This is a genomic window from Streptomyces sp. NBC_01445, assembly GCF_035918235.1.
Lineage (GTDB): Bacteria > Actinomycetota > Actinomycetes > Streptomycetales > Streptomycetaceae > Streptomyces.
Map to the genome: position 1 here is coordinate 7,711,823 of NZ_CP109485.1, position 22,587 is coordinate 7,734,409.

General features: G+C 70.1%; 18 protein-coding genes and 1 pseudogene. 14 read left to right on the forward strand and 5 right to left on the reverse strand.

What is annotated here, in order from left to right; translation table 11 throughout:
- Position 1: 1 nt before the first annotated feature.
- Positions 2-1,693 (reverse strand): annotated as a pseudogene (ctaD, locus tag OG574_RS35115) (aa3-type cytochrome oxidase subunit I); the annotation flags it as partial.
- Between the two features lie 301 nt (positions 1,694-1,994).
- Here ctaD and OG574_RS35120 point away from each other — a divergent pair.
- Positions 1,995-2,210, forward strand: a complete 216-nt coding sequence (locus tag OG574_RS35120; RefSeq protein WP_100598994.1) for an I78 family peptidase inhibitor — start codon at positions 1,995-1,997, stop codon at positions 2,208-2,210.
- 114 nt (positions 2,211-2,324) lie between these two features.
- Here the strand turns inward: OG574_RS35120 and OG574_RS35125 are convergent, their stop codons facing one another.
- A complete protein-coding gene (locus OG574_RS35125; protein ID WP_100598993.1) occupies positions 2,325-3,353 on the reverse strand; it encodes a phosphatase PAP2 family protein in 1,029 nt (342 codons plus the stop codon).
- Positions 3,354-3,615: 262 nt separating this feature from the next.
- Entirely contained in the window at positions 3,616-4,773 is a 1,158-nt protein-coding gene (locus tag OG574_RS35130; protein ID WP_326776480.1) for a hypothetical protein, read from the reverse strand.
- A gap of 259 nt (positions 4,774-5,032) precedes the next feature.
- Between OG574_RS35130 and OG574_RS35135 the strand changes: the two genes are divergently transcribed.
- Positions 5,033-6,664 carry an MFS transporter gene (locus tag OG574_RS35135; protein WP_326776481.1) on the forward strand — a complete coding sequence of 544 codons (1,632 nt, stop codon included), beginning with the start codon at positions 5,033-5,035 and terminating at the stop codon, positions 6,662-6,664.
- A 56-nt stretch (positions 6,665-6,720) separates the two neighbouring features.
- On the opposite strand, the gene OG574_RS35140 is transcribed toward OG574_RS35135, so the two are convergent.
- Complete coding sequence (locus tag OG574_RS35140) at positions 6,721-7,173, reverse strand: cell division protein SepF (protein WP_100598990.1); 453 nt, start codon at positions 7,171-7,173, stop codon at positions 6,721-6,723.
- A 290-nt stretch (positions 7,174-7,463) separates the two neighbouring features.
- Between OG574_RS35140 and OG574_RS35145 the strand changes: the two genes are divergently transcribed.
- Positions 7,464-8,801 (forward strand): DUF5685 family protein, encoded by a 1,338-nt coding sequence (locus tag OG574_RS35145; protein WP_326776482.1) that lies wholly within the window; start codon positions 7,464-7,466, stop codon positions 8,799-8,801.
- 43 nt (positions 8,802-8,844) lie between these two features.
- On the opposite strand, the gene OG574_RS35150 is transcribed toward OG574_RS35145, so the two are convergent.
- Complete coding sequence (locus OG574_RS35150) at positions 8,845-9,792, reverse strand: ABC transporter substrate-binding protein (RefSeq protein ID WP_326776483.1); 948 nt, start codon at positions 9,790-9,792, stop codon at positions 8,845-8,847.
- Positions 9,793-10,289: 497 nt separating this feature from the next.
- Between OG574_RS35150 and OG574_RS35155 the strand changes: the two genes are divergently transcribed.
- The 11 genes from OG574_RS35155 to OG574_RS35205 all read left to right on the forward strand — a co-directional run bounded on the left by OG574_RS35155 (position 10,290) and on the right by OG574_RS35205 (position 22,407).
- Positions 10,290-11,156, forward strand: a complete 867-nt coding sequence (locus OG574_RS35155) for an amino acid ABC transporter permease (RefSeq protein WP_326776484.1) — start codon at positions 10,290-10,292, stop codon at positions 11,154-11,156.
- The gene (locus OG574_RS35160) at positions 11,153-12,910 is read left to right on the forward strand and encodes an FAD/NAD(P)-binding protein (RefSeq protein WP_326776485.1); all 1,758 of its coding nucleotides are present in this window, start codon (positions 11,153-11,155) and stop codon (positions 12,908-12,910) included. Before OG574_RS35155 ends, OG574_RS35160 begins: the two co-directional genes overlap by 4 nt.
- A gap of 46 nt (positions 12,911-12,956) precedes the next feature.
- Positions 12,957-13,853 carry an amino acid ABC transporter permease gene (locus OG574_RS35165; RefSeq protein ID WP_326776486.1) on the forward strand — a complete coding sequence of 299 codons (897 nt, stop codon included), beginning with the start codon at positions 12,957-12,959 and terminating at the stop codon, positions 13,851-13,853.
- Entirely contained in the window at positions 13,850-14,629 is a 780-nt protein-coding gene (locus tag OG574_RS35170) for an amino acid ABC transporter ATP-binding protein (protein WP_326776487.1), read from the forward strand. The genes OG574_RS35165 and OG574_RS35170 overlap by 4 nt, the downstream gene beginning before the upstream one ends.
- Before the next feature lie 60 nt (positions 14,630-14,689).
- The gene (locus tag OG574_RS35175; protein ID WP_326776488.1) at positions 14,690-15,661 is read left to right on the forward strand and encodes an ABC transporter substrate-binding protein; all 972 of its coding nucleotides are present in this window, start codon (positions 14,690-14,692) and stop codon (positions 15,659-15,661) included.
- Positions 15,662-15,708: 47 nt separating this feature from the next.
- Positions 15,709-16,797, forward strand: coding sequence for an LLM class flavin-dependent oxidoreductase (locus tag OG574_RS35180; RefSeq protein ID WP_326776489.1), 1,089 nt, complete (start codon positions 15,709-15,711; stop codon positions 16,795-16,797).
- Positions 16,794-18,125, forward strand: a complete 1,332-nt coding sequence (locus tag OG574_RS35185) for an NtaA/DmoA family FMN-dependent monooxygenase (protein ID WP_326776490.1) — start codon at positions 16,794-16,796, stop codon at positions 18,123-18,125. The genes OG574_RS35180 and OG574_RS35185 overlap by 4 nt, the downstream gene beginning before the upstream one ends.
- The gene (locus OG574_RS35190) at positions 18,122-18,901 is read left to right on the forward strand and encodes a DUF1684 domain-containing protein (protein WP_326776491.1); all 780 of its coding nucleotides are present in this window, start codon (positions 18,122-18,124) and stop codon (positions 18,899-18,901) included. The genes OG574_RS35185 and OG574_RS35190 overlap by 4 nt, the downstream gene beginning before the upstream one ends.
- 256 nt (positions 18,902-19,157) lie before the next feature.
- Positions 19,158-20,063 (forward strand): S1 family peptidase, encoded by a 906-nt coding sequence (locus OG574_RS35195; protein WP_326776492.1) that lies wholly within the window; start codon positions 19,158-19,160, stop codon positions 20,061-20,063.
- A 184-nt stretch (positions 20,064-20,247) separates the two neighbouring features.
- Positions 20,248-21,087 carry a slipin family protein gene (locus OG574_RS35200; protein ID WP_326776493.1) on the forward strand — a complete coding sequence of 280 codons (840 nt, stop codon included), beginning with the start codon at positions 20,248-20,250 and terminating at the stop codon, positions 21,085-21,087.
- Between the two features lie 237 nt (positions 21,088-21,324).
- Positions 21,325-22,407 (forward strand): S1 family peptidase, encoded by a 1,083-nt coding sequence (locus OG574_RS35205; protein WP_100598086.1) that lies wholly within the window; start codon positions 21,325-21,327, stop codon positions 22,405-22,407.
- Positions 22,408-22,587: the final 180 nt, after the last annotated feature.

Here is a 22,587-nt window from a genome sequence, read left to right on the forward strand (position 1 = left end):
GGAAGTTGTGCCGCGGCGCCGGACACGGTGTCGCCCACTCCAGCGAACGCCCGTAGCCCCACGGGTCGTCCACGTCGACCTTCTGGCCGTACCTGGCCGTCTTCCAGACGTTGTAGAGGAACGGCAGCGTGGAGAAGCCGAGCAGGAACGAGCCGATGGTCGACAGGGTGTTGAGCGCCGTGAACCCGTCGACCGCCAGATAGTCCGCGTACCGCCGCGGCATGCCCTCGGCGCCGAGCCAGTGCTGCACCAGGAACGTGGTGTGGAACCCGACGAACAGTGTCCAGAACTGGATCTTCCCGAGCCGCTCGTCGAGCATCTTCCCGGTGAACTTCGGCCACCAGAAGTAGAAGCCGCCGAACGTCGCGAAGACGACCGTGCCGAACACGACGTAGTGGAAGTGCGCGACCACGAAGTACGAGTCCGTCACATGGAAGTCCAGCGGCGGCACGGCGAGGATGACGCCGGTCAGGCCGCCGAACAGGAACGTCACCAGGAAGCCGACGGACCACAGCATCGGGGTCTCGAAGGACAGGGATCCCTTGATCATCGTCCCGATCCAGTTGAAGAACTTCACGCCCGTGGGCACCGCGATCAGGAACGTCATGAACGAGAAGAACGGCAGCAGCACCCCGCCCGTCACGAACATGTGGTGCGCCCACACGACGATCGACAGCCCGGTGATGGCCATCGTGGCGCCGACCAGCATCGAGTAGCCCCAGATCGGCTTGCGGCTGAAGACCGGGAGGATCTCGGAGACGATGCCGAAGAACGGCAGCGCGATGATGTAGACCTCCGGATGGCCGAAGAACCAGAAGAGGTGCTGCCACAGCAGCGCACCCCCGAACTGGGCCTCGAAGACCACGGCCCCGAAGCGCCGGTCCGCCTCCAGGACGAGCAGCGCCGCGGCGAGCACGGGGAAGGCCATCAGCACGAGGATCGACGTGAACAGCGTGTTCCACGTGAAGATCGGCATCCGGAACATCGTCATGCCGGGCGCCCGCATCCCGATGATGGTCGTCAGGAAGTTCACCGCGCCGAGGATCGTGCCGAAGCCCGCGAGCGCCAGACCCATGATCCACATGTCGGCGCCGATGCCCGGTGAGCGCGTCAGGCTGTTGAGCGGGGCGTACGCGAACCAGCCGAAGTCCGCGGCCCCGCCGGGCACCATCAGCGAGCCGATCACGATCAGCCCGCCGAACAGGAACAGCCAGTACGAGAACATGTTGAGCCGGGGGAACGCCACGTCGGGGGCACCGATCTGCAGCGGCATGATCTCGTTGGCGAAGCCCGCGAAAGTCGGGGTCGCGAAGAGCAGCAGCATGATCGTGCCGTGCATCGTGAAGAGCTGGTTGTACTGCTCGTTGGACAGCATCTGAAGCCCGGGCCGCGCGAGCTCCGCCCGCATCAGGAGCGCCATGACGCCGCCGGCGAGGAAGAACGCGAACGACGTGATCAGGTAGAGGTGGCCGATCTTCTTGTGGTCCGTGGTGGTCAGCCACTCCACGACGATCCGGCCCGGCGTCTTCGTCCGCGCCGCTCCTGGTGCCGGCTGCACGGGCTGCACGTCCGTCGTACCCATCGCTTGCCCCCTCGCTTCTCGCGCCCCGGGCCTGCCTCGAGCACACGCCATGATGCTCGCTTCCCCACCGACTCCGACAGGGGGCCTACGGGAGCTCTGTGTCGCGTTCATGCAATTCCGATGGGGCGTCAACTGATGAAGAGCGCCCGGGAATCAGAATTGGGCGGGGCCCGGACGCTGTCGTGGCGCTATTTCCGGGCACGTTATCCGGGCGCTTTCGGCGAAGTCGCGGAATTATGCCGTGGCGCGCGCAGAACAAGTGCAGAAGGAGCATTGAATCGCTCGTACGTGTGACGGAGTTCGAGTGAAACGCGTGTCGTGGACCTGTGACAGAAGCGTGACCGGAGGGGGACCCGTGACGGCGTGCGGCCCGCCCTGGTGTCAGGCAGCCCGGCCGCCTAACGTGGCGGTCATGGCACCCATTCCGACCCCTCCCGCAGACCCCCAGGACACTCTCGACACGTACGTCGGCCTCGATGCGCCGGGCGCCGAGGCGCGGGCCCGTGAGCGCGGCTGGTCCACGGTCAGGTCGCTGCCCCCGGGCGCGATCATCACCATGGAGTACCGCGCGGGACGGCTGAACTTCGAGGTGTCCGACGGCACCGTGACCCGCTGCTGGAAGGGCTGACGGGACAACGCGAAGGCCCCCGGTTCCGTGTGGGAACCGGGGGCCTTCGGCGTTGCGGGGGTCAGGCTGTGCGTACCGGCCCCGCGGCCTGCGGCGCTCTCGCGCTTACGCCGGTCAGCCGCCGGCGACCGGGCGGGCGGCCGACGAGGTGCCGCGCGGCACCCGGTCCGCGTGCGGCGGCCTGCGGCTGCCGGCCGGGGTGACCGGGGTGCGCTCGGAGCGCGCGGTGTGCGGACCCGGGGCGAGCAGCCCGGGGGGCCGCACCGCCCGCGCGGTGCCGACCGGTTCGCGTACCGGCGGCTCCTCCGAGGCCGGCGGGGCGGCGCGCTGCGGAACCAGCGTGGGCGTGGCGGCGGCCGGGGCGGGCGCCGGGAGCGCGCCGGAACGGCGGCTGCGCCACAGCTCGCGCAGCGAGAAGATCCAGGCCTCGACCTGCGTGATCAGCGGTTCGACCCAGGGCAGCGCGAGCAGGATGAGCAGACCCGCGGCCCAGCCGAGGAAGACATCGCTCAGCCAGTGCGTACCGAGGTACACGGTGGTCAGGCCGACGCTCAGCGAGATCACGGCGGAGGCGGCCGACAGCCAGCGCCTGGCGCGCGGCGTCGAGGCCAGATAGGCGAGGATTCCCCAGGTCACCACGGCGTTGGCGGTGTGGCCCGAAGGAAATATATCGCCGCCCTGCCACATCTCGTTCGAGCCGATCGTGGTCGCGTAGTGCGGGCCGAGGCGGCCCATGCCGAGCTTGGCGGCGCCCACGGTGATGTTCAGGAGCAGCAGCGCGGCACCGAACATGAGCAGCGGCCGCAACGTGTGCTGACGCCAGGAGCGCCAGCCGAGCCAGGCCATGACCATGACCGCGGTCGGCCCACGCTGGCCGAGCACGACCCAGTAGTCCAGGAACGCGTGGATCTCGGGCCACTGCTGGTAGGGCCGGAAGAACATGACCTGCCAGTCGAACGTGACGAGCCAGGACGTGATCAGCACGGCCACCACGATGGCGAGGTAGAAGGACAGGGTGGCTCCGAAGAGCACGACCCTGTGCCGGCTCATCCTGGGCACATCCAGGTTGACCGGTCGTTCCGGCTCACGGTCGAGGCGGGCGAAGAGCCGCTCCAGACGGGTGAGGTTTCGTTCGGTACGCACCCAATCGACGCTACAGCGAGTGAGTGCCGAACCCGGCCGATTCACTCGGTTTGTGATGACGATGTGATGTGGGATTGCTCTCAGCGGGGCCTTTATTCCTGCGGATATCACTATCCGACCGGAGCGTTGCCTTCAATTACATTGATCATTTCGTGCATTCGTTTTTCGGCGCGCCCGAATTCGTTCACCGACGGCTTCCCTGGAATTTCCCGCCCGATCACCCGGCGCGATCGGACGGGCCTCCCCGGGTCCGCCGGGTCGATCAAGGAGGCCCCGACCCGTTCAGCCAGAAGGCCCCGTACACCGCCGACGCCACGGCCACGCCCCCGAGCACCGCCGCCGATCTGCTCGTGCGCAGCCGGGCGAGCGCCACCGCGACCGGCAACAGGAGCGGGAACGCGGGCAGCAGCAGCCGCGGCTTCGAGCCGAAGTAACCCGACGCGCACAGCGCGAGCGCGACGACGATCCCGCAGTAGACGAGCAGCGCGAGCGGCTGACCTCGCCGTACGCACAGCACGTAGAGCCAGATCACGAGCGCGACCCCGACGATCAGGCCGAGCCCCGCGAGCGCCGAGGGGAACGACGTGAACTTGTCGCCGACGAAGCGCGCGAAGGCGAGACCGCCGTCGAAGCCGTTGCCCCACTGACCCTGGACGTCGAGATAGCCGAAGAGGCCGCCCCCCGTGCGATGCCCCACCCACAAGACGTACGCGGCGGCGCCCAGGGGAGCGAGCAGCACGCCGACGGCCATGCGCCAGGAGACCCTCTTCTCACGCACGACCTGGACCACGGCCGTCGCCCAGAGCGCGGCGACCACCGCCGCACCCACCGGCCGGGTCAGACCCGCGAGCGAGGCGAGCAGCCCCGCGCTCACCCACCGTCCGGTAAGCACCGCGTACAGCGACCAGGCCGCGAGCGCCGTGAACAGTGACTCGCTGTACGCCATCGACTGCACGATCCCGACCGGGAGCACCGCCCACAGCACGACCGCGCAGACGCCGGCCCGCCGCCCGTACAGGAGCTCGGCCACGAGGAAGATCCCCCAGGCCGCGCAGAGCGACGCGAGCCAGCTCACCACCAGGCCCGCGTCCGCGTACGACAAAGGGCTCACCGCCGACACCAGCCGCTCCAGCCACGGCAGCAGCGGGAAGAACGCGAGGTTCGAGTGCACTGTGCCGTCCGGCAGGCGCACCTCCCAGCCGTAGCCGAAATCGGCGACGCGGGTGTACCAGAGAGAGTCCCAGCGGGCGGTCAGCAGCGTGTGCGGGCTCTTCCCCTTGGCCGCGCTCCACACGGCGAGCAGGATCAGGCCCAGGGCGCGCACCCCGGCATAGGCAAGGAGCGCCGGCGCCGCGCGACGCAGCGCACCGGCCGCCCGGGCCGGCGTGCTCCGCGGTTCTTGCAGGTCGACTTCGGTCACGGCGTCGATTATCGGCGCCGGGCGCAACCGGACCGCACGCCCGGTGCGTGGTCCGGGAGCAGAGCGTGGCGTACGCCACACTCCGCGGCCGAGCGCATGAGAGGTCCGCCACGTGTCACCGCAATGGACTCGCGTACTCTGGCGGCTCACTCGCCAATCGTTGCGTGGGCACGGGAGTCCGCTCCTTCCGGCCGCAACCGCGGGGAAGTCCCCACCCCGCGGATCCGCCGAGCGCGAGGGACCACTGGGAGGTACGCATATGACCGGGACGATCACGGCCACCGCGCCCTCTCGCCTGCGGACCGCAGGGCCAGGCGCCAATCGCTGGGTCGTCCTCGTCGTCCTGTGCACCAGCCTGCTGCTCGTCGCCCTCGACGCGACCGTGCTGCACGTCGCCGTCCCCGCCGTCACCCAGGACCTGCGCCCCTCGGCCGTCCAGCTGCTCTGGATCGTCGACGCCTATCCGCTGATCTGCGCGGCGCTCCTGATCCTCTTCGGCACGCTCGGCGACCGTGTCGGCCGCAGGCGCGTACTGCTCCTCGGATACGGCCTCTTCGGCGTGGCCTCCGCACTCGCCGTGTTCGCCTCGACACCGCACATCCTGATCCTGGCCCGCGCGCTGCTCGGCGTCGGCGGCGCGATGATCATGCCCGCGACCCTGTCGATCCTGCGCGCGGTCTTCCCCGACCGGCGCGAGAGGGCCGTCGCGATCGGTGTCTGGTCCGCGGTCGCCGCGATAGGCGCCGCCACCGGACCGGTCCTCGGCGGCTTCATGGTCGAGCACTTCTGGTGGGGCTCGGTCTTCCTGATCAACATCCCGCTGATGGCCATCATGCTGCCCCTCGGCCGTCTCATACTTCCCGAGTCCAAGGGCCGCTCCGACGGGCCCTGGGACGTGGTCGGCGCCTTCATGGCGGCCGTCGGAATGCTCGGTGTCGTCTACGGCGTGAAGCGGCTCGGCGTCGACCGCGACCTGCTCGACCCGTCCGCCGTCGGTCCCCTCCTCGTCGGCGCGGCCGTGCTGATCGTGTTCGTGCGGCGGCAGAAGCGCCGCGAGCACCCGCTCATCGATATGAAGATGTTCGCGAGGCCCGCCTTCTCCACCGCGGTCGGCTGCATCGTCCTCGCCATGCTCGCCCTGGTCGGCCTGGAGCTCATCGCCGTCCAGTACCTCCAGCTGGTACTCGGCCTGAGCCCCCTGGAGACAGGTGTACGGCTGCTGCCACTCACCTTCGCGGCGATGGCCGCGGGCGTCCTCGGCTCGGCCCAGCTGCGCCGCTTCGGACCGCGCCGCATGGTCTCGGCCGGCTTCGTCCTCACCGCGGCCGCGGTGCTCATGCTCACGCCGATGGGACAGCACGACCGGCCGTCGCTGCTCATCTTCGGCTTCGTCCTTCTCGGCTTCGGCCTGCAGACCACCCTCTTCGGTGCCTACGAGTCGATGCTCAGCGAGGCCTCGGCGGAGGACGCGGGCGGCGCCGCCGCGATCGGGGAGACCTCCTACCAGCTCGGCGCGGGCATGGGCATCGCCCTGCTCGGCTCGGTGATGAACGCCGCGTACGCACCCGGGATCGCCCGGGTCACCGGAGTGCCCGGATCCGCGAGCGCCCACGCGGGCAACTCGCTCGGCGAGGCGTACCAGGTCGCGACGCGGCTCGGCGGCACGGCCGGTGAGGCGCTGCGCAGCGCCGCCCGGGTCGCCTTCGTCCACGGACTGCACGTGACGCTGTTCGTCAGCGCCGGGTTCCTGCTGCTCGGGGCGGTGGCCGCGCTGCGGCTGCCCAAGCGGATGGAGTGCGAAGCCGCTGCCCCGCAGGACGCTGAGGGCACGGCGAAGATCGGGCCCCAGCGCGGTCCCGAGCGGGTCGGCGTGGAGTCCACTGTCGCGTGACGGCTGCCGCGGGCGGTGACCCGGCCGAGGGGCCGGGCCCTACCCACCCGTGACGCTCAGCTCTGGTTGAAGAAACCGTCCGTCGGACGGCTCTCCGCCTCGCCGTTGACCACCTGCGTGTCGGCAGGGCTCAGCAGGAACACCCGGTTCGCCACCCGCTCGATGGAACCTCGCAGCCCGAACGTGAGCCCGGCCGCGAAGTCGACGACGCGCTTGGCGTCCCCGGGCTCCATGGCCGTGAGGTTGATGATGACCGGGACACCCTCCCGGAACATCTCGCCGATGCCACGGGCGTCCCGGAATCCGTCCGGGGTGACCGTGCCGATCCGGCGGCCCTGCTCCTCGGCGGCGTCGGCCGCCACCTTCACGCGCGGGTCCGTGACCCAGGCGGCGCCGGTCTGGGGCTCGGCCCCCTCGGCCCTGTCGTCGTCGTAGCCGTCGTAGTAACGCTCGTCATCGTTGTCGTCGACGAGGCCAAGCCAGGCACTCGCCTTGCGCACCGATCCCATGGACGCCTCCTCTCACAGCGGTTCCTCCGCGTTTCGCATCCCTATGGTCGTCCATGATGCGGATGGTGCGCCAAGTGGATAGTCGCCGCGCGGGGTTTTCGTGACGCTACTGGTGCAGAGTCAACACGGCGCTGTCCCTTGAATCCCAAGGGTCGTATCCCGTACGGCTGCTGACAGTGAGTGAAATATGATTCTTCGCGGCGTACGGGTGACGACCGGTGCGTACGGGTGAACGGCACCCTCGATACGATGCTGCAGCTTACGTCTTCAGGACCCTCGGGGGAGTCGTCTTGTTCGGAATAGTCCGGCCCTGCAGTCATCGTCTCGGCGAGGGGCTCAAGGCGCAATGGATGGCTCATCTGTGCGGACTCTGCCTGGCGCTTCGCGGTGACCACGGGCAGTTCGCGAGGATTGTCACGAACTACGACGGTTTGCTGATCTCGGTTCTGACGGAGGCTCAGGCTGAACATGCCGCCGGGGGACGGCGCACGGCGGGGCCCTGTCCACTGCGCGGGATGCGCACCGCCTCCGTCGCGCAGGGCGAGGGCGCCCGGCTCGCCGCCGCCGTCTCACTGGTCCTCGCCTCGGCGAAGGTCCGCGACCACGTCGCCGACGGCGACGGCCTCCTGGCCCGCAGGCCGGTGGCCGCGGCGGCCCGCCGGGTGGCCACGAAGTGGGGAAAGGCCGGATCCCGTACGGGTTCTGACGTGGGGTTCGATACGGCCGTCCTCGTCGACGCCGTGGAGCGCCAGATCGGGATCGAGTCGCTCGCCGGCCTCGGAACCCCGGTGCTCTCGGTCACCGAGCCGACCGAGACGGCGACCGCCGCCGCCTTCGCGCACACCGCCGTCCTCGCGGGACGCCCCGGCAACGCGGCGCCGCTCGCCGAGGCAGGCCGGCTTTTCGGGCGGCTCGCACACCTCCTGGACGCCGTGGAGGACAAGGAAGCTGACGCCGCGTCGGATGCCTGGAACCCGCTCACGGCGACGGGCACGGACCTCACCGAGGCGCGCCGCCTCGCCGACGACGCGCTGCGCGGCATCCGTCTCGCCCTGCGCGAGGCCGAATTCGTCGACGGCGCGCTCGCGCATCTCCTGCTCGTCCACGAACTGCGCCGCTCGGTCGACCGCGCCTTCGGCACGTCGGGCTGCGCGCACGGCGCCGACGCGTCCCATGGCGCTGATCCCTCTCACGGAGCCGGCCCCTCACACGGCGCGCACGCACCGACGGCGTCCAGCCCGCAGCAGGGCCCGGGTGCGCCCGGCCCCTGGGTGCCCACCGGATCGGGCCCGTATGTGCCACCCGGGTCCTCTGGGCCGTACGGCTCGCAGAATCCGTACGGCGGCGGGCAGGGCGGTCCCGGTGGTCCGGGCGGGCCCGGTGGCTTCGGTGGGGGGCCGTCCTTTCAGCCGCCGAAGCCCGGCAAGCGCGGGTTCTTCGCCGGGTGCGCCGCGGCGATCGGGCTCTGCTGCACCTGCAAGGTGTGCTGTGCCGACGAGTTCGAGGGGCCCTGGTCCCGGAAGAAGCGTGACGGCTGGTGCAGCGACTGCTGTTCGACCGACTGCAGCTGCTGCGAGGCGTGCTCCATCTGCGAATGCTGTGAGTGCTGCTCCTGCTGTGACTGTTGAGGCCCGCGGGCTCCGGGTCCGGGTCCGGGTCCGGGGCCCGGCGTCAGTCCTTGATCTCGGGCGGTGAGATCTGTGACTTCTCGATTGCGGACTCGCTCGTGCCCCACTTCTTCAGGATCTTGTCGTACGTCCCGTCGGCGATCAGCTTGTTCACCGCCGCCCGGAACGCAGGCGCCAGTTTCGTGCCCTTCTTGAAGGCGAAGCCGACGTCGAGGCGGTGGTACTCGTTGAGGAACCTCAGCCCCTCCTGGTGGGCGACGGCGTACCGCAGCCCGTTGATGGTGCTCATCACCACGTCGGACCTGCCCTGCTGGAGGGACGACCAGATCGCGCTCTGGTCCGCGTACGTCTTCACGCTGTACGCCTTCTTCCCGGCGTCCGTGCAGAGGTGCTTGTTCTCCTCCAGGGTCGCCTCGAAGGTGGTGCCCGCGCCGGTCGCCACGTTCAGACCGCACAGCTGCCTGAGGTCCGTGACCTTCTTCAGGCCGCTGTCCTCGCGCACGGCGAAGCCCTGGCCGTCATTGATGTACGTGACGAAGTCGATCGTCCTGCGCCGCTCGTCCGTGACGCCGAAGTTGCCTGTGCCCAGGTCGTACTTGCCGCTGCCGAGCGCGGGAAGGATCGCCTCGAAACCGGCGGCCTCCCGCTTCAGCTTCAGCCCGAGGACCTTGGCGACGGCGTCGGCGAAGTCGATGTCCTGGCCGGCGGCGGTCCTGCCGTCCTCCAGGTAGAAGGCGCCGGGCGGGGTGCCGCCGATGGAGGCACCGACGGTCAGCTTGCCGCTCGCCCGGACACCGGCGGGCAGCAGCTTCGCCGCCGCCTCGTCCTTCCTGACGTTCTTCACCACGTCGGTCGTGGGGATCCTGTCGCTCCTGCCCGCAGGTGCGGCGCCGCCGGCGGAGGCCCCGGGGTCGCCGGAGCCGCAGCCGGTCAACGCCAGGGTGGCCGCGGTGATCAGCGCGAACGCGGCCGGAATTCGCTGACGAGTCATCAAAATCGTACGCATGGCGTGGAGTTCTGCCCTTCGAAGACAACAAGCACGCAGGGGTGACGAGAGAAGGAGGGGAGGGGTACGCGAGGACGCGTGGGTGTGTGAAGGCGCGGACGAGTGCGCGCACTTGGGCGCACCGGGAAACGCAGAAAACGCAGAAACGCTCAGAACGCGGCGAGCGTCAGGAAGCGTGGAGAAGAGAGAAACAGACGCGCAGCGGGCGTCAGAAGGGCATCAACAGGACGCCGACCACACTCGACCGAAGTCGATGTGGGAGCGCGTGACCAGCCACTGCTGCGGATGCATGGGCCAAGTGGAACAGGCATCCGTTTCCGCGTCAACTCACTTGAGACGTACAGCTCACACTCTGGACAGCCTTGACAGCGAGCGGAGCGAGCCCCGTACTCTCGGTGAGGGACCGCTGCTGAGGGGCTCGGTCCGCATGTTCCGTGTGAAGGCAAGACCGTGCTGGATTCCAGTGCCCACGGAGCCTTCGCATGTCCTCGAACACACTCGCAAAGACCGCGCCTCCCGCGGCCGGACCGCCCGCCGGTGCCGGTGAGGCACAGCCCCGCATCGTCCGCCGGCCCCGCACCGGCCAGTGGCTCGCCGCCGCCGTCGTCCTCGTACTCCTCGCGCTCGCCGTCAACTCGGTGATCCGCAACGACGCCTTCCAATGGGACGTCGTCGCGGACTACTTCACATCGGCGTCCGTCCTGCGCGGACTCGGACTCACCCTCTGGCTGACCGCCCTCGTCATGGCGCTCGGCTTCGCCCTCGGCACCCTGCTCGCCGTCATGCGCCTGTCCGCCAACCCCGTGCTGCGCACGGTCAGTTGGGGCTACGTCTGGCTGTTCAGGTCGATGCCGATCCTGGTGCAGCTGCTGTTCTGGTTCAACATCGGCGCGCTGTACCCGCACATCCTCGGCATCAGGACCGTCGACCTGTTCGGGCCCGTCACCGTCGCCATCATCGGGCTCACGCTGCACGAGGCCGCGTACGCCGCGGAGGTCGTGCGCGGCGGGATCCTCTCCGTCGACCGCGGGCAGATCGAGGCCGCGCAGGCGCTCGGGCTGAGCCGGCTGCGGCGCTGGCGGCGGATCGTCCTGCCGCAGGCCATGCGCTCCATCGTGCCGCCGGCCGGGAACATGCTGATCGGCACCCTCAAGGGCACCTCCATCGTCAGCGTCATCGCCGTCCAGGACCTGCTCTACTCGGTGCAGCTCGTCTACCACCGCACCTACCAGGTCATCCCGATGCTCCTGGTCGCCACCATCTGGTACGTCGTGGTCACCTCGCTCCTCAGCGCCGGCCAGTTCTACGTCGAGCGGCACTACGCGCGCGGTTCGGAGCGCACCCGATGAGACCCTCACTCGTGATCGTGGGAGCCGGTCCGCGGGGGACCGGCATCCTGGAGCGGATCGCCGCGAACGCACCCGACTACGCCGGCCTCGAACTCGACATCCATCTCGTCGACCCGTTCCCGCCGGGCGGCGGACGGGTCTGGCGGCAGGCGCAGTCCCCGCTGCTCTGGATGAACTCGCAGTCCCAGGACGTCACGATGTTCACCGACGACACGGTCGAGCTCGACGGTCCGGTACTCCCCGGGCCCGCCCTGCACGAGTGGGCGGACCTCGACGGCCGCGCCTTCGCCGACCGGCAGCTCCAGGGCGCCTATCTGCGCTGGGTGTACGAGCAGTCCGTGGCCGCGCTCCCGCCGGGCGTCGCCGTCCGCCACCACCCGCGCCGCGCCCTGCGTGTCAGCGGACCCCGCGAGGGCCGCCAGCAGGTGTGGCTCGAGGGGCGCGCCCGCCCCCTCCTCGCCGACACCGTCATCCTCGCCCAGGGCCATCTGGACGCCGAACTCGACGAAGAGCAGCTGGAGTTGAGCGCGTACGCTCACGAACACGGACTCGTCCATCTGCCGCCCGACTTCACCGCGGACAGCGATCTGTCCGCGCTCGCTCCCGGCGAGGACGTCCTCGTCCGCGGCTTCGGCCTGGCCTTCGTCGACCTGATGGTGCTCCTGACCGAGGGCCGCGGCGGACGGTACGAAGGGGACACGTACCTCCCCTCGGGGCGTGAGCCCGTCCTGCACGTCGGCTCCCGGCGCGGCATCCCTTACCACTCCAAGATCGGCTACGACTGGACCGGCGAGCGCCCGCCGCTGCCCCGCTTCCTCGGCCCCGCCGAGATCGACGAACTCCTCGCCCGCCCCGACGGCTACGACTTCCGGCGCGACGTGTGGCCCCTCATCGACAAGGAGCTGGGCTTCGCCCACTACCACCGCCTGTTCACCGCCCACCCCGAGCGCACCCGCGTCGCCTGGGCCGACTTCGAGGAGAAGTACGCGGCAGCCGAACCGCTGAGCGCCGAACTCCAGGCCCTCGTGGCCTCCGCCGTGCCCGACCCGGCGGACCGCCTCGACCTCACGGCTCTCGACCACCCGCTGGACGGCGTACGCCACACCTCGTACGAGGAACTCCAGGACGGGCTGCGCGGCTACATCACCGCGGACCTCGAACGCCGCCACGACCCCGCGCACAGCCCCGACCTCGCCGTGTTCCTCGGTCTGCTCTCCGTGTACGGGCAGGTCGTGCGGCTGGGCGACATCGGGTCCTGGTGGCACGGCTTCTTCAGCTATCTCGCCTCCGGGCCGCCGGGGCCGCGACTTCGGCAGCTGCTCGCGCTCTCCCGGGCAGGCGTCGTGAAGTTCATCGGCGCGGACATGCGGGTCACCGCGGAGGACGGCGTCTTCCGCGCGACGAGTGCCACTGTCCCCGGCTCCGTCGTCGAGGCCCGCGCCCTCGTCGAGGCCCGCCTGCCGCACCCCACTCTCGCCCGCACCCGCGACCAGCTCCTGCGTGAGCTGTACGAGGACGGGGCGCGGGCGACCCCGGCCGGGCTCCTCGCGGTCGACCCCGAGGACGGGCGCGTCCTGCACCGCGACGGCACGGCGCACCCGCGCCGCTTCGCGCTCGGCCCGCACACGAACGCGCGCGGCGCCGGAGCGTTCACGCGGCCGCGTACGAACAGCCCCTCGTTCCGGCAGAACGACGCCACCGCACGCGCGGTCCTGGCGTTCCTGCGCGACCTCTCCTGTCGCGCCGCAGCCTGAGCCCCGGCCCTCGCCCCGTACCTTTCCGTCCTCTTGAGGAACCCCCATGTCCCTGACCAGTGATCCACCCATCGACAGAACGACATCAGCCACGACAGCCGGCGGCGCCGTCGACTACGGCGCGCTGAAGGTGGTGCCCGTCCGCCACCCCTGGCGCTGGGCCGCCATCGTCGCGACCGCCGTGCTGCTCGCCCAGTTCGCGCACGGATTCATCACCAACACCGGTTGGGAATGGGGGGTGTTCGCCGACTACTTCACCGCCGACGTGATCCTCAAGGCGGTGTGGACCACCCTTCAGCTGACGTTCTACGGAACGGCCCTCGGGTTCGCGCTCGGCATCGTCCTGGCCTTCATGCGCCTGTCGGCCAGCCGGTTCCTCCAGGCCGTCGCCTTCGGCTACATCTGGGCGTTCCGCTCGATCCCGCTGATCGTGCAACTGCTCTTCTGGTTCAACCTGGCCTATCTGTACAAGGAGTTGCAGTTCGGGATCCCCTTCGGGCCCGGCTTCCTCTCCTTCGACACGATGGGCCTGGTCGGCGCGATGAGCGCGGCCGTCCTCGGGCTCGCGCTGCACCAGGCCGCGTACGCCGCCGAGATCGTGCGCGGTGGCGTACTGGCCGTCGACGGCGGCCAGTTGGAGGCCGCGGCCGCGCTCGGCATCCCCCGGCTGCGGCAGATCCGCCGCATCGTCCTGCCGCAGGCCATGCGCTCGATCCTGCCCAACGCGGCCAACGAGGTGATCTCCCTCTTCAAGGGCACCTCGATCGTCTCCGTCATGGCGATCGGCGAGCTCTTCTACCAGGTCCAGGTCATCTACGGCCGCAACGGGCGCGTGGTGCCGCTCCTGATGGTCGCCACCGTCTGGTACGTGCTCCTGACCAGCGCGCTCTCCGTCCTCCAGCACTACGTAGAACGACACTTCTCGAAGGGAACCACCCGATGAGCGACGCGGGCACCGACCGGACCATGGTCGACATCAAGGCCGTCCACAAGAGCTTCGGCACGCTGGAGGTGCTGCGCGGCATCGACCTGGAGGTGCGGACCGGCGAGGTCACCGTCGTCCTCGGTCCGTCGGGCTCGGGCAAGTCCACGCTGCTGCGCACCATCAACCACCTGGAGAAGGTCGACAGCGGCTGGATCAGCGTCGACGGCTCCCTCGTCGGCTACCGCCGTTCCGGCGACAAGCTGTACGAGCTGCGCGAGCGCGAGGTGCTCAAGCAGCGCACCCAGATCGGCTTCGTCTTCCAGAACTTCAACCTGTTCCCGCACCTCACGGTCCTGGAGAACATCGCAGAGGCCCCGGTCTCCGCCCTCAAGCGCCCCCGCAAGGACGCGCTCGACAGCGCGCGCAGGCTGCTCGACCGCGTCGGGCTCGCCGACAAGGCCGACGCCTATCCGAAGCAGCTCTCCGGCGGGCAGCAGCAGCGCGTCGCCATCGCCCGCGCGCTGGCCCTCGAACCGAAGCTGCTGCTCTTCGACGAGCCGACGTCCGCGCTCGACCCGGAGCTCGTCGGCGAGGTCCTCGACGTCATCAAGGACCTGGCGCTCCAGGGCACCACGATGATCGTCGTCACGCATGAGATCGGCTTCGCCCGCGAGGTCGCCGACACCGTCGTCTTCATGGACGAGGGCCGCATCGTCGAACAGGGCGCCCCCGGCGAGGTACTGGACGCACCACGCCACGACCGCACGAAGGCGTTCCTCTCCAAGGTCCTCTGACCCTCACTCCCTGTTTCCGTACCCCCTTTCAACTCGCCTTTCATCAACAGGAGTTCACGCATGCTGTCCCGCCGCACCCTCGCCCTGTCCGTCGCCGCACTCGTGGCCGCGCCCCTGCTCACCGCCTGCGGAGGTGACAGCGATGCCGCGACCGGCACCGGCAAGGGCGGCTCCGGGAAGGTGGGCGGCATCAACATCGGGCCCGACCAGCACCGCATCCACGCCAAGAAGGTCGACGCGATCGCCGCCGAGCTGCCGGCCGCGGTGCGCAAGCGCGGCACGCTCAGGCTCGGCGGCAGCGCCGACGCCTCGCCGCCACTCGGCTTCTACGCCACCGACGACAAGACCCGCATCGGCTCCGAGATCGACATCGCGACCCTCGTCGCCGACACGCTCGGCCTGAAGATCGAGTTCTCCCCGGTGTCCTGGGAGAACCTCTTCGTCGGCCTCGACAGCGGCAAGTTCGACGCCGTCTTCTCGAACGTCACCGTCACGGAGGAGCGCAAGGAGAAGTACGACTTCGCGACCTACCGGCTCGACAACATCGCGTTCGAGGCCAAGAAGGGCACGAGCTGGCGGGTCAAGGAGCCCAAGGACGTGGCCGGGAAGAGCATCGCCGTCTCCTCCGGCACCAACCAGGAGAAGATCCTCGTCGACTGGAGCAGGCAGGACGAGAAGGCGGGCCTGAAGCCGGTCACCATCAAGTACTTCCAGAAGGACACCGACTACTACCTGGCTCTCCAGTCGGGCCGCATCGACGCCTACCTCGGCCCGAGCCCCAGCGCCGCCTACCACGTGGAGTCCGCGGGCCAGTCGCAGATCATCGGCACGCTCTCCGGCGCCGGGGACAAGATCCAGGGCAAGATCGCCGCCACGACGAAGAAGGACAGCGGACTCGTCGACGCGTACGCCGCCGCCCTCGACCACGTGATCAAGGACGGGTCGTACGGGCGCGTCCTGAAGCGCTGGGGCCTGTCGACCGAGGCGGTCGAGAAGTCGGAGATCAACCCGCCCGGCCTGCCCAAGCCGTAGCCCGCCCGCAACTCCCGCATCCCCCTTCCTCGTCCAAGGACCTGCTCATGACTACGTCAACCGGGCGCGGCCTGCTGCATCTCGCGGCGGCCGTCGACCAGCCCGAGCCCGACAACTATGCCGCCGACCCGTACGTCACGCTCACGCGCCTCGCGGAACGCGGCGCCCTGGACTTCGTCACCCTCGGGGACTCCTTCGGCCGGCCCGGGCCCGACGCGCTCGCCGTGCTGTCCCGGGTCGCCCCGGCCACCGCCCGCATCGGCCTCGTCCCCACCGTCACCACCACGCACACCGAGCCCTTCCATGTGCAGGCCGCCGTCGCCACCCTCGACTGGGTGAGCCGGGGCCGCGCCGGCTGGCGGCCCGAGGTGTCCGCCACCGAGGCGGAGGCCCGCCTCTTCGGCCGCAGGGCAGCCGCGCCCGCCGCGGAACTGTGGGGCGAGGCCGGTGAAGTCGCCGACGTCGCAACGCGGTTGTGGGACAGCTGGGAGGACGACGCGGAGATCCGCGACGTGGCGACCGGACGTTTCATCGACCGGGAGAAGCTGCACTACGTCGACTTCCGGGGCAGCACCTTCTCCGTGCGCGGCCCGTCCATCGTGCCGCGTCCGCCGCAGGGCCACCCCGTCACGGTCGTCGACACCGCGGAGCAGCACGCGTACGACGTCGCCGCGCGCCACGCCGACGTCGCCCTGGTGAACGCGACGGGCCCGGCGCGGGCCGCCGCCGTCCGCGCCGGGCTGCGCCGCCGTGCCGCCGAGTACGGCCGTGATCCTGACGGGCTGCGTGTCCTGGCCGCGCTGCGCATCGACCTCGGCGGCGGGGAGCGCGCGGCCGTGCCCGGCCACGGCGGGGGAGGGCCGCTGCCGAGCGACCTCGGCCCGCTCTACCGGGGCGGCCCGGTCGACCTCGCCGACCTCGTCGCCGCCTGGCACCGCGCCGGAGCCGTGGACGGCTTCCACCTCACACCCGTCGAGCCGCGCCGTGACCTGGAGCGGCTCGTCAACGGCACGGTGCCGCTGCTCCAGCACCGCGGCCTGTTCCGCACGTTCTATCCGGGCAGCACCTTCAGGGAGCACCTGGGGCTCGCCCGGCCCGCCAACCAGTACGCCGCGCTCGCGGGGGGCCCGTCATGACCTCAACTGTCAGGCCACGTAAGCACGTTCATCTCGCCGCGCACTTTCCGGGAGTCAACAACACCACCGTCTGGACCGATCCGCGCTCCCGCTCGCAGATCGACTTCGCGTCGTTCGAGCACCTCGCCCGCACCGCCGAGCGCGGCCTGTTCGACTTCTTCTTCCTCGCGGAGGGGCTGCGGCTGCGCGAGCACAAGGGGCGCGTCCACGATCTCGATGTCGTCGGGCGGCCGGAGTCCGTCACCGTCCTGAACGCCCTCGCGGCCGTCACCGAGCGCCTGGGCCTTGCCGCGACGGTCAACGCGACGTTCAACGAGCCCTACGAGACCGCCCGCAGGTTCGCCACGCTCGACCACCTCAGCGGGGGCCGCGCCGCCTGGAACGTCGTCACCTCCTCCGACGCGTTCACGGGCGAGAACTTCCGCCGCGGCGGCTTCCTCGACAGGGCGGACCGGTACACGCGTGCCGCAGAGTTCGTCGCCACGGCCCGCGAGCTGTGGGACTCCTGGACACCCGGAGGTGAGCCGCGGCCCTTCGCGCACACCGGCCGGCACTTCGACATCGAGGGCGAGTTCACGCTGCCGCGCTCCCCGCAAGGGCACCCCGTCGTCATTCAGGCCGGGGACTCGCCCGAGGGGCGTGAGTTCGCGGCGTCGGCGGCGGACGTGATCTTCACTCGGCACGGCACGCTGGAGGCGGGCCGCGCCTTCTACGCCGATGTGAAGAGCAGGCTCGCCACATACGGGCGGACCGCCGAGGACCTGAAGATCATGCCGGGTGTCACCGTGGTACTCGGCGACACCGCCGCCGAGGCCCAGGAGCGCGCCGCCGGGATCAGGCGCCAGCAGGTGTCCCCGCAGAACGCGCTCCTCACCCTGGAGCAGATCTGGGGCGTCGACCTCTGCGCGTACGACCCCGACGGGCCGCTGCCGGACATCGATCCGGTCGTCGACTCCGAGCTCTCCCAGGGCCGTACCAAGCGCGGCGATCCCCGCGCGATCGCCGAGCAGTGGCGCGCCCTGTCGCGCGCCAAGGGTCTGTCCATCCGGCAGACCGTCATCGAGACCACCACGCGCCAGTCGTTCATCGGCACCCCGCAGGCCGTCGCCGCCGAGCTCGACGAGTTCGTGCAGAGCGACGCGGCCGACGGCTTCATCCTCGTACCGCACCTCACCCCGGGCGGCCTGGACGAGTTCGTCGACCAGGTGGTGCCCCTGCTCCAGGAACGCGGGGCGTACCGCACGGAATACACCGGTACGACGCTGCGCTCCCATCTGGGGCTGAAAGAACCCGTACGCCCCGCACGCGAGGAAGGCCTGACCGCATGACCGACGACGCAGCCGATGCCTGGCAGCAGTGGCACGAGCAGCGGACCGCATCCGTCTCAGAGCCCTACGGACCGCTCGCCCTCACCGGCACCCACTGGCTGGACGACTATCCGGAAGGCACACTTCCGGCCATTCCCGGGAAGTGGCGGGCCGACGGCGGCCAAGTCGTCCTGACCGCCGCCCCCGAGGACGGACTCACCCGCGACGGACAGCCGCTGACCGGCGAGGTGCGGCTCACGGCCGACGCGCGGATCGGCCTCGGCGAGCGCCGCCTCGTCGCGATCGTGCGCGAAGGCCTGTGGGCCGTACGCGACTTCGACCCGCAGTCGGGGCCGCGACGCGACTTCGGCGGCATCGAGGCCACCGCCCACGACCCCCGCTGGACGGTCGAGGGCCGCTTCACGCCGTACGAGGAGAGCCGCACGGTCCGCGTCGAGAACGCCGACGGCAAGGAGCGCGGCCTCGGCCTCGGCGGTGAACTGGCCTTCTCCCTGGACGGACAGGACCTGACCCTCCAGGTCGCGGTGCAGGCGGACGGCTCGCTGTGGGCCGTGTTCGCCGACGCCACCAGCGGCGACGGGACCTTCCGGTTCCGCTTCCTGCGGCCCGCCGCGCCCGACGCCGAAGGCCGTACGAGCGTCGACTTCAACCGCGCGGTGCTGCCGCCCTGCGCCTTCGCCGACCACTTCGTCTGCCCCTTCCCGCCGCCCGGCAACACCCTGTCGGTCAAGATCGAGGCCGGCGAACGGAACCTCGTCGGCCGCCACTCCGTCTGACAGGGGAGCCGAGCCCCGGCGGCCTGCGAACCACCGCAGCAGCCGTCGGGGCATGTGGACGTGTACCGGACGGACGGCCGAAAGGCGCCCTTGTGCCGGTCAGTTGAAACGCCGAATACTCCCGACCAGCGCTTGTCAGGGGCACCGCATCTTCGGAACATTCCGGAATCCGGAATCCGAACGGGAGCCGCTGGCTGCGCCTCACGGGCCCCCGACCCCACGCGGGGCCCCCGACTTCCCTCGGGAGGAACGACCAGTGAGGATCAAGCGCACCACCCCCCGCAGTGGCATAGCGAGACGCGCCCGGATGATCTCCGTGGCCTCCGGACTCGTCGCCATCGGCGCACTCACCGTCCCCACGGCCAGCGCGTCGGACGCGCCCGTCGCGCACACCTTCAGCGCTACCCAGCTCACCCAGGCCGGCACGTCCGTCCTGAAGTCCGATGTACCCGGCACCGCCTGGACGGTCGACCAGAAGACCAACCAGGTCGTCGTCACCGCCGACAGCACGGTCTCCCAGGCCGAGATCGCCAGGATCCAGAAGGCGGCCGGCAGCAACGCGGGCGCCCTGAAGATCGAGCGCACCCCCGGCACGTTCAAGAAGCTGGTCTCCGGCGGCGACGCCATCTATGCGAGTAGCTGGCGCTGCTCGCTCGGCTTCAACGTCCGCTCGGGCAGCACCTACTACTTCCTGACCGCGGGCCACTGCACCGACGGCGCCGGCACCTGGTGGTCGAACTCGTCCCACTCGACGACCATCGGTTCGACCGCGGGATCCAGTTTCCCGGGCAACGACTACGGCCTCGTCAGGTACAGCAGCACGGGGACCCCGCCCGGAACGGTCGGCAGCCAGGACATCACCGGTGCGGCCACGCCGTCCGTGGGGACCACGGTCACCCGGCGCGGCTCGACCACCGGCATCCACAGCGGCCGCGTCACCGCGCTCAACGCCACCGTGAACTACGGCGGCGGCGACATCGTCTCCGGCCTCATCCAGACCACGGTCTGCGCCGAGCCCGGCGACTCCGGCGGCCCGCTCTACGGCGGCTCGACCGCGTACGGCCTGACCTCCGGCGGCAGCGGCGACTGCACCTCCGGTGGTACGACCTTCTTCCAGCCGGTCACCGAGGCGCTGAGTGCGTACGGAGTGAGCGTCTACTGATCCGTGTCCCTCGGCCGGCGGTCACCGGCCTTCGGACAGCGTGACCTGCAGCCAGCAGCAGGGAGCCCCCGTACGGCAACTGCCGTGCGGGGGCTCGCCCTTGTGTGCGTTCCGGAGTTACCTTCGAAGGAGAAACCGTCGAAAAACGTCCCTGAGTGCCTGGGTCCGATCCCTGGAGGCCTCCATGGTCGAGGAGCTGGTGGTGGCGGGAGCCGCTGCCGCGTCCGCCGCGGTGATCTGCGTGACGGCTGCGGCGGCGCGCGTCGTCCAACAGTACGAGCGGGGCGTGGTCTTCCGCCTGGGGCGGCTGCGACCGGATGTGCGCGGCCCGGGGTTCACGATGATCGTGCCGTTCGTGGACCGGCTCCGTAAGGTCAACATGCAGATCGTCACGATGCCGGTGCCCGCGCAGGACGGCATCACGCGGGACAACGTCACGGTGCGGGTCGACGCCGTCATCTACTTCAAGGTGGTCGACGCGTCCGAGGCCGTCGTACAGGTGGAGGACTACCGGTTCGCCGTCTCCCAGATGGCGCAGACGTCGCTGCGGTCCATCATCGGCAAGAGCGACCTCGATGACCTTCTCTCGAACCGCGAAAAGCTCAACCAGGGACTCGAGTTGATGATCGACAGCCCGGCCATCGGCTGGGGCGTGCAGATCGACCGCGTCGAGATCAAGGACGTGTCGCTGCCCGAGACCATGAAACGCTCGATGTCGCGGCAGGCCGAGGCCGAGCGCGAGCGGCGCGCCCGGATCATCAACGCGGACGCCGAACTCCAGGCATCCAGGAAGCTCGCCGAGGCGGCCTCGGAGATGTCAGAACAGCCCGCGGCGCTCCAACTGAGACTCCTGCAGACCGTGGTGGCCGTCGCCGCCGAGAAGAACTCGACCCTCGTACTGCCCTTCCCGGTGGAGCTGCTGCGCTTCCTGGAGCGGGCGACGCCGGGGGATGCGGCGCGGCCGCCGGCCGCCGAACGGCCGCCGATTCCCGGCCCAGCGGTATCGGAATCAAGACAGGACTAGACCTCACCCATTGCGGACCGCCCCTCTGCGCGGAGTGTTTGCAGTGGGAACCGACGTGGTGCGACAGGCGCATGACGGGGGTGCATGCGGCCGGGGGAGCGCATAGCGTCAGTCGCACGCGCGTCCTGAAGTCGACCTTGTGTGTCCCCTGTGGCCGTCGGGATAGTGGGCGCGTCAACCTACGGGACCGGCTCACCCCACAGCGGTCGGTTCCGACCCCCCACAGGAGGACGAGAGTTGAAGCACCGACGCATACCCAAGCGGCGTGCCGCCGCGGTAGGAGCGGGCATCGCCGCCCTGGTCGCCGCGGGAGTCACCTTCCAGACTGCGAACGCGAGCACGGACACCCCTGATGTGGCCCCGCAGACCCTGTCGATCGCGAAGGCCGGAAACCTCGCCTCGTCCCTGACCAAGGACCTCGGAGCGGACTCGGCGGGCACGTACTACGACGCGAAGGCCAAGCACCTCGTCGTGAACGTCCTGAACAAGGACGCGGCGGACGTCGTGCGGGCGGCCGGAGCCAAGGCCAGAGTCGTCGAGAACTCCCTGGCCGAACTGAAGGGCGCCCGCACCACCCTGAAGCAGGACGCGACGATCCCCGGCACCTCGTGGGCGGTCGACCCGGCCACCAACAAGGTCGTCGTGACCGCCGACCGCACGGTCGACACGGCCGCGTGGAGCAAGCTGAGCAAGGTCGTCGACGGTCTCGGCTCCAAGGCCGAACTTCAGCGCACCAAGGGGGAGTTCAAGCCCCTCATCGCGGGCGGCGACGCCATCACCGGCAGCGGCGGCCGGTGCTCCCTCGGCTTCAACGTGGTCAAGGGCGGCCAGCCGTACTTCATCACGGCCGGCCACTGCACCGAGGCGATCTCGACCTGGTCGGACTCGAGCGGCCAGGAGATCGGCACGAACGAGCAGTCCAGCTTCCCGGACAACGACTTCGGCCTGGTCAAGTACACCGCCGACGTCGCGCACCCGAGCGAGGTCGACCTCTACAACGGCTCCAGCCAGCAGATCACCAAGGCGGGCGACGCGACCGTCGGCATGAAGGTGACCCGCAGCGGCTCCACGACCCAGGTCCACGACGGCAGCGTCACCGGCCTGGACGCCACCGTGAACTACGGCAACGGCGACATCGTCAACGGCCTCATCCAGACCGACGTCTGCGCCGAGCCCGGCGACAGCGGCGGCTCGCTCTTCTCGGGCGACACCGCGATCGGCCTCACCTCGGGCGGCAGCGGCGACTGCAGCTCCGGCGGGGAGACCTTCTTCCAGCCTGTGACGGAGGCGCTGTCCACGTTCGGCGCCGAGATCGGCTGATGTAACGACAGCGAGACAGCCGGAAGCCCGGACAGCCAGACGCAGGGGCCGACCCGTCATCGACGGGTCGGCCCCTCGCGTTCTGAGCGGTTCGGGCGTTCCGGGCGCTTCGGGGCCCGGGCGGGGTGTCAGCTGTCTGGATCATGCTCCCACGGTCCGGGGAGCACGGTGTTCGTGCAG